The organism is Marivirga sp. (assembly GCF_024636815.1).
GTDB lineage: Bacteria > Bacteroidota > Bacteroidia > Cytophagales > Cyclobacteriaceae > Marivirga.
Genome location: NZ_JAGXGF010000203.1, coordinates 1 through 6,850, shown reverse-complemented (window position 1 = coordinate 6,850; position 6,850 = coordinate 1). Strand labels below are relative to the sequence as shown.

Sequence of the window (6,850 nt, the reverse complement as noted above, 5' to 3'; positions counted from 1 at the left end):
GGATGTAGTCGACCAAATGACACACCCTGATAAGAAGCCTAAGAATCCCATGCGAAAGATTTATGATGAGAGAGACTTGATTTCAAAAGCTAAAGATTTTGTTGATGAGATAAATAAGATAGATTCAGAAATTTATAAAATTTAAAAAGGACAACTTGTTTTATTAAATTTGATTTGGATTCAATATGATAAAAATGACTATAAATTTAGAAGAGCTTAGAAAGAAAGAGAGTAAGGAGCGATTGGCTAAACGTAAATTGAGAAAAAAACAAATTTTGGAACGATGGGAGCCAGTCATGATTAATCTGAAAAAAATAGAACTTTTCTATAGCGAATTAAACAACCACAGTCTTCAGGAGTTTCAAATGTTGGTTCAAAGTTTAGAATCTGATTTTAATAGTTATAAAAACTCCATAGATTTTTCCGCGTTTTCTGAAAATGTTGAACACTCAGAGTCAATACTAGCATCCGAAAGGTCATTCAAGAAACTAAAAGAGGAGGTCATTAAAGCTGGATTAGCTAATGAATATTTTAGGGAAAAGGATATGGTTTTGTGTAGAGAAATTAGAGGTTTTTTTAATGACTGTAAGGAAGATGATGATTACTTAACCCCTGTGTTATTTTCATTTGACGTTTATTCACCAATCAATGAATCAGACCAATTAAAAAACTTAATATATTTAATAAAATTAAACTCTAATCTCGATATTATTCTAAGAGCGGTTGATATATTATCCTCTCATTGTATAGATGTTTATAAAAGCCCACATTATATGCCCCCGAAGCCAGGAAGACCATCTCTGTTATCTCATTCTAATGATGATGAAGAGGCGACAGTAATGAGGTCTTTTCAAGATGGAGAACAAGATAGATTTGGATATTAAGAATTTGTTGTTTAAGTCCTGTTGAATTCTTTAATTGTCTTCGTTATGCGTTAGAGGTAATTCACTTTTCAGTTACATTTTCGGTAGTAAGTGTTTTTACTTTTAGTAAGGTCCCAACACTCACCACCGCTATCTTGGCTAACTTTCTAATTGATAAATCAGAATGTAGATTAATTTCTGTTGCAACCGATTGGTTCTTTTGCAGAATCCCATGCGGAAGATTTATGACAAAAGAGACCTAATCTCCAAAGCAAAGGATTTTGTAGATGAAATTAACAAGTTGGATTCTGATTTGTTTACTTTTAATAATATACCCAGAGGATGAAAGAATAATAGATATATGCACATTTATTATTTATTTAAATATCAAACGAATCCAGTTAACTTAAATCTATTGATTTATCGTATACATTATTCAAAGTGTTGACAATTTCATTGGACTTAATTATTGGGTGATTCTTTTTTGTGCAAATAATTGTTATAGAGCCATTAGTATATACACCTGAAAGGCTAAATATACTGGTCACTAAATTGAGAACCTTATTTGCTTCCTTAGGTAAATGTTCATATTGGTCTAGAATGAATCTATCTATTGAATCAATTACTAAACAAACTTTCTTTCCTGCATGTGCTTCTCTTACAACATCGCTCAAATAATAGTAAAACTCATCTAATTGCCTGTGGATAGTTGCAGATGAACTAATGTTTTTTGTATTGTTACCTAAAGAATCTTCTCTTCTTTGACCAAACAAAACTCTAAATAATTGGAAGCCGTTCTTTTGAAAGCCATTGGCAATTTCGGTTGCACAAGTAGTTTTACCAGAACCATGAGCCCCTCTAATAAGTATATTTTCACCTTCATATAATTTTTTACTACCTGAGGTAAATTTCATTAAACCTCGAGCAGAATAGTATTTATATCCTAATGTTGGATATCCACTCTTTACTAGGCTTGTTTTAGTGATAATTTTAATCCTTCCCCCTTCCGATACCAGAGTTCCAGTATCGCCTAATTTCAATACTTCAAAGCCGTCTACCAATTTACTTCCATTTTTGATTATTGAGAATTTATCATGTGACAATGTGGTTAAATATTGACTGGATTTATTATGTTTTGTGTAATAACCAGGTACGACAGTAAAATTTATTTTGGTGGGGGCATTAAATGCTTCATCTGCTGAAATTCCTTCAAATTGAATATTGTCCATGTTGTGGATGGCTTAAAATTATTGACCTTCTATATTTAATTAAGGCAATATAGCATAATCATTAAAATATTTAATATTTGCTTTTGAAATACTTATTATTAAAGAAATCTAGCACACATTTATAAAAAATTAGAGATGTACCATTTTAATTGGATACCCAAAATCATGACAATGTGATTTTGTAGTTTCTGGCTTGGGGTAAAATAATAATCATAAAAAATATTATTTTATATTTAAGCTCGATTAAACATCCCCTAAAATGTTTTCATTTTCTAACTATAACCAATTCAATAATATGAATCAGAAAACTCTTGAAGAATTACAAAATGAGGAAGAACAAGAATTCCTAGATGTCAGCGATGACAATGAATTAGAACTTGAACAAGAAGAGGATGAGAGAAAAATTATATGGCAAGCTAAAGATTTTTCCATTAGAGAGTTCTCATCAATGCTTCAAGATGGTGACTTAGAACTACAGCCTGAATATCAAAGAAATTTTGTAGCTACACCTAAAATCGCAAGTAAACTTATAGAATCAGTTCTAATGGAAGTTCCTATACCTGTTATTTATTTAGCAGAAGAAAAGGATAGTACATATAGTGTTATAGACGGTCAACAAAGACTAACCTCTTTTCTATCATTTATTAATGGAAAATTTCCTAATGGTGAACTATTTAAACTAACTGGACTCACCGTATTTAAGGAATTGAATCGCAAGTCTTTTACAGATTTAGAGAAAGAACATCAAAATAAAATTCGAACTACGACCCTTCACACTATTGTTATTAAAAAGGAATCTAATGAGGACGTTAAATTTGAAATCTTCGAAAGATTGAATACTGGTTCTATCAAATTAAATGAAGATGAGATTAGAAATACAGTTTACCGAGGAGAATACGTTCGTCTTCTTTCCGAATTAGAGGATAACGATACTTATCACCAACTTGTAAGAAAAGATAATTACAAGAAAAGAATGATATATCGTGGAATGATACTTCGGTTTTTTGCTTTAAGTGAAAAAACGTACTTGAATTATAAACCAAGTATGAAGCAGTTTTGTAATAAAGAACTTCGTGATAATCGTTATTTAACCGATGAAAAGGCAAAAGAATATAGAAATAAATTTCTTGATTCCGTCGACATGGTAAAAGTTGTTTTCGGTGGGAATGCTTTTAGAAGATATGTTCCTGGTGATACAGAAAATGATTCGGGAAAATGGATTGCCACACGTATTAATATGGCCCTCTATGATATTCAGATGTGTGGATTTGCAAATTATTCTAAAAATGAAGTTTTGAGGAATGCTGATTTTATACGAGAAGCGATGTTAGATTTAATGATTAATAATATTGAATTTATTGAATCAATACTTATTCAAACCTCGGATAAAACAGTATTAAAAACCAGATTTAAAATATGGTTTAATAAGCTAGATGAAATTATTGGGAATAATGAATATGAGAAGCGAACTTTTACTTATCAAATAAAGAAAAAATTATTTGAGGAGAATCCCACGTGTGCTATATCAGGCCAGCAAATATTAGCAATAGAAGATTCTGAGGTTGACCATATCATCCCATATTCTAAGGGTGGGAAAACGGAGCTTAAGAATGCTCAACTAGTCCTTAGATATTTTAATAGACAAAAAAATAATCGTCAACATCTTGAGGAATCTAATTAATTTATATTCAATGGTGAAATAGAAATCTATTTCACCATTGTTTTTTTTACATTCTGAACAGTTCCAACGCTCACACCAGTTATCTTGGCTAACTTACGAATAGATAACTCTGGATGAGATATTACCTCTTTTACGACATGTTTATGTTTGGTTAGGAAATCTTCTTTACTCATCGATGTGCCTCGCTCCCTACCTTTATAAGCACCTTTAGCTTTTGCGATTGCTATACCTTCTAATTGTCGTTCTCTTAAGTTGGTTCGTTCCATCTCTGCAACATTGCCGAGCACTGATATTATAAGCTTAAAAACAGGATTAGGCTTCCCATCAACCATGGATTCTAAACCTAAATTATCAACTCTAAGTATTACATTATTTGCCGTAAAATACTCGAGAGTAGTTAAAACATCATAAAGATTTCTACCCAGTCTATCTACCGCAGCTACCGAAACGAAATCTATTTTACCTAGTTGGATGCCTTCAATTAATTCTTTCCCCTTAGGTCGCTCATTGAATGCTATAGCTCCACTTATTGTATCATTAAAGATGATTTCATCGGGATGGTTACGTACCAATTGACGTTCAAGTTTTTGATTGGAACTAGAGATACGGTTATAACGTGCTTTTTTCATTGGAACTGGTTTCCAACAAAGATAGACAATTATAGTTTATTGTATAAATTTAGGGTGGTTGTTTTTGAATACCTGTAGCCCCAGGAAAACCGTATCCGATGAATCTTAATTAAGAGGTACGAAATAGATATAATCTAAATTTGAACATCTGTCAATAACCAAATTTATCCCCTTGACCATTCTGTAGTGCCCTCATAATTGTTTCTTCATCATCAACACTATTATTTAAGGACATGGGTCTTAGATTTTTTTCATTTGGTTGCCAATTAATTCTCTTTAATAAAGCAAAATTAGATTTGTATAGTTTTAGGATATAATTAAAAAACCCCGAAAAATAATCATCAGTATGTTTTGTCATCAAGTGGAAATTGAGATTCGGCATATTATCAATTATCATAATATAAAGTCGCATGAATTCTCTAAAATTATTATTAACACTAAATGCTTTACACAATTTTCCTTTAATATAATTTTCATTTTTTATTATTCTTCGCCCATTACTATCCACTTTTTCATGAAATCTTTCGTAAATTTCTCTAATAGTGCAGGAACAAGATGGATTTGACATAAAAGCTTCAATTAAAGAAATAAAACCCTCTAGACTTTCATCAAGTCTCCCTAATCTATATTTTACCAATGGGGGATTTGATGGGTATTCAAATTTATCTTTGAAAATAGCTATCGCCTTGTGAACCTCATTATTATGAGTCAATATCCGAGCTTTAACGTAATAACCATATTTGCAATCATTATTTTCAAGATATTTATTTATAGCTGAGAGTGAGTGGTTGATATACTTTTTGATGTAAGAATCTGGTGAAAATAATGAAAGGTAGGAGAAAGTAAATAAATAGGAATCTGAAGAAGTTTTTAAACCTTTAGAAAAAAAATCTTCCCAGTCTACAATTGTAACAATACCTGATTGTTCAACCCATTTATCATTATTACAGTCACAACTTAAATAATTTAAACCTTCCTTTATATACATACTTGCATTGTCAAAATCATTGATTAGGATTTTCTCCATGGCTTTTTTAAAATAGTGTTTTCCAAGACCTTGGAAGTTGCTTCTTTCAATCAATTTTCTTTTGATTTGTCCATTTTGAAAAGAATTATCCATAGTTTAAAATTTAAAAATTGTAATATTAATTTACACCATTAACCGCTCAAGCCTATCTTTAGTCTCTCCCCAATTAGGATACATTTTATCTAATAGCTTATAGAATGCGGAACTGTGGTTTAGATGAGCTAGGTGGCACATTTCATGTATGATGACATATTCAATACATGTCTTTGGAGCTTTAATAAGTTCCAGGTTTAAATGAATTGTTCCATTTCGGTCACAGCTTCCCCAACGTTTTTCCATCCATCGATATTTTAATGTGGGTGCTCCGTCATATAGGTATTCTGATACATGTAGACTATCATCAAACAACTTATTGAAATGAACATCTGCCTTAGATTTATACCAAGATTGCAACAATCGTTTTATTTTGGGTTTGTTTTCCAAATCATTTAAGGTAACCTCAAGTCTACCGCCATTGAGTTTTACGGATTCTTTATCACCCAACATTATTTTTAAACGGTATTGCTTTCCTAAATATAAATGAGTCTCCCCACCAACATATCTTCGTGCGGGTGTAATAGGGTGAAAGGACAAGAAGAAATCCTGTTGTCTTAAAATCCAGGCGGCTTTGGTCCGCAGCTTTTCCTTTATTTCTGAAGAATCTGTATTTATGGGTGCTATGACCTGAACACATTTATCAGGATGAACCTTAATGCCCAATGTTTTTCTTTCAGAATAACTCAACTCATAATCAATGATTGATTTCCCATATTGGATTTTATCTTTAACCATTACTTGTATTTCAAAATTGCTACTTTGATATTCTCTTCTATTAAATTTTCAATTTGGTTCCAGTCGGTATCCATATTATACTTCTGAAGTATTTCATAAATGGAATCACCAAGAGAAATGTTTATTTTCCCCACAACATCGTCATCCTTATGCCATTCTATCACCTTTTTACCGTTGATGTAGATATTGTCCATTACAGTTTTATCAGTTGCCAAACTGGTCTCTATGTGGAAGGCTTCTGGAGCATCGGCCCTGTTATCATATATTGACTTACTGAAATTGTAGAATGCCATTGCGGCATCATTACCAGCTATAGCTTCTGGTGCATCTTCTGACCTCCCATTGAAAAATTTATCTTCATATTCCTGGGTACGTTTTAAAAACTCAGCTTCAGTAATTCGTTTATGATAATATTCAGCAATGGTATCCTTAATCAAATCTGCCAGCTTTTTGTAGTACACTGGGTCTTCCTGCATCTTCACATTAATTGCCTTGATGGTCCTACTGGCAATGTGGTCGGCCTGGGCCGCTTTACCTGTTATCTTTTCAATTTCTGCCTGGCGTTCCTCTTTATCAAACACATTTACCAG

Annotated in this window: 6 protein-coding genes and 1 pseudogene; 2 read left to right on the top strand and 5 right to left on the bottom strand. The window is 32.0% G+C overall.

All coding sequences use genetic code 11. The annotated features are described in order from the left end of the window. Nucleotides 1-194: 194 nt before the first annotated feature. Nucleotides 195-884: a hypothetical protein gene (locus Q0L29_RS14650; RefSeq protein WP_296622869.1), complete on the top strand. Its 690-nt coding sequence runs from the start codon at nucleotides 195-197 to the stop codon at nucleotides 882-884. 380 nt (nucleotides 885-1,264) lie between these two features. Here the strand turns inward: Q0L29_RS14650 and Q0L29_RS14645 are convergent, their stop codons facing one another. Further along, on the bottom strand, nucleotides 1,265-2,092 hold the full coding sequence (locus Q0L29_RS14645; RefSeq protein WP_296622867.1) for an ATP-binding protein: 828 nt from the start codon (nucleotides 2,090-2,092) through the stop codon (nucleotides 1,265-1,267). Between the two features lie 295 nt (nucleotides 2,093-2,387). Between Q0L29_RS14645 and Q0L29_RS14640 the strand changes: the two genes are divergently transcribed. Next, nucleotides 2,388-3,773: a DUF262 domain-containing protein gene (locus Q0L29_RS14640; RefSeq protein WP_296622865.1), complete on the top strand. Its 1,386-nt coding sequence runs from the start codon at nucleotides 2,388-2,390 to the stop codon at nucleotides 3,771-3,773. 26 nt (nucleotides 3,774-3,799) lie between these two features. Here the strand turns inward: Q0L29_RS14640 and Q0L29_RS14635 are convergent, their stop codons facing one another. The 4 genes and pseudogenes from Q0L29_RS14635 to Q0L29_RS14620 form a co-directional block, all read right to left on the bottom strand. Continuing rightward, entirely contained in the window at nucleotides 3,800-4,402 is a 603-nt protein-coding gene (locus tag Q0L29_RS14635; RefSeq protein WP_296622863.1) for a recombinase family protein, read from the bottom strand. A 151-nt stretch (nucleotides 4,403-4,553) separates the two neighbouring features. Then, the gene (locus tag Q0L29_RS14630) at nucleotides 4,554-5,522 is read right to left on the bottom strand and encodes a hypothetical protein (RefSeq protein WP_296622862.1); all 969 of its coding nucleotides are present in this window, start codon (nucleotides 5,520-5,522) and stop codon (nucleotides 4,554-4,556) included. A 30-nt stretch (nucleotides 5,523-5,552) separates the two neighbouring features. Next, nucleotides 5,553-6,260 carry a M48 family metallopeptidase gene (locus tag Q0L29_RS14625; protein WP_296622860.1) on the bottom strand — a complete coding sequence of 236 codons (708 nt, stop codon included), beginning with the start codon at nucleotides 6,258-6,260 and terminating at the stop codon, nucleotides 5,553-5,555. Then, a pseudogene (locus Q0L29_RS14620) lies at nucleotides 6,260-6,850 on the bottom strand (restriction endonuclease subunit R); the annotation flags it as partial. The pseudogene Q0L29_RS14620 and the gene Q0L29_RS14625, both read right to left, overlap by 1 nt.

Bases quoted from the DNA above. Each gene is read 5' to 3' on its own strand.
- Q0L29_RS14650 (WP_296622869.1), top strand. From the start codon at position 195: ATGACTATAAATTTAGAAGAGCTTAGAAAGAAAGAGAGTAAGGAGCGA.
- Q0L29_RS14645 (WP_296622867.1), bottom strand. From the start codon at position 2,092: ATGGACAATATTCAATTTGAAGGAATTTCAGCAGATGAAGCATTTAAT.
- Q0L29_RS14640 (WP_296622865.1), top strand. From the start codon at position 2,388: ATGAATCAGAAAACTCTTGAAGAATTACAAAATGAGGAAGAACAAGAA.
- Q0L29_RS14635 (WP_296622863.1), bottom strand. From the start codon at position 4,402: ATGAAAAAAGCACGTTATAACCGTATCTCTAGTTCCAATCAAAAACTT.
- Q0L29_RS14630 (WP_296622862.1), bottom strand. From the start codon at position 5,522: ATGGATAATTCTTTTCAAAATGGACAAATCAAAAGAAAATTGATTGAA.
- Q0L29_RS14625 (WP_296622860.1), bottom strand. From the start codon at position 6,260: ATGGTTAAAGATAAAATCCAATATGGGAAATCAATCATTGATTATGAG.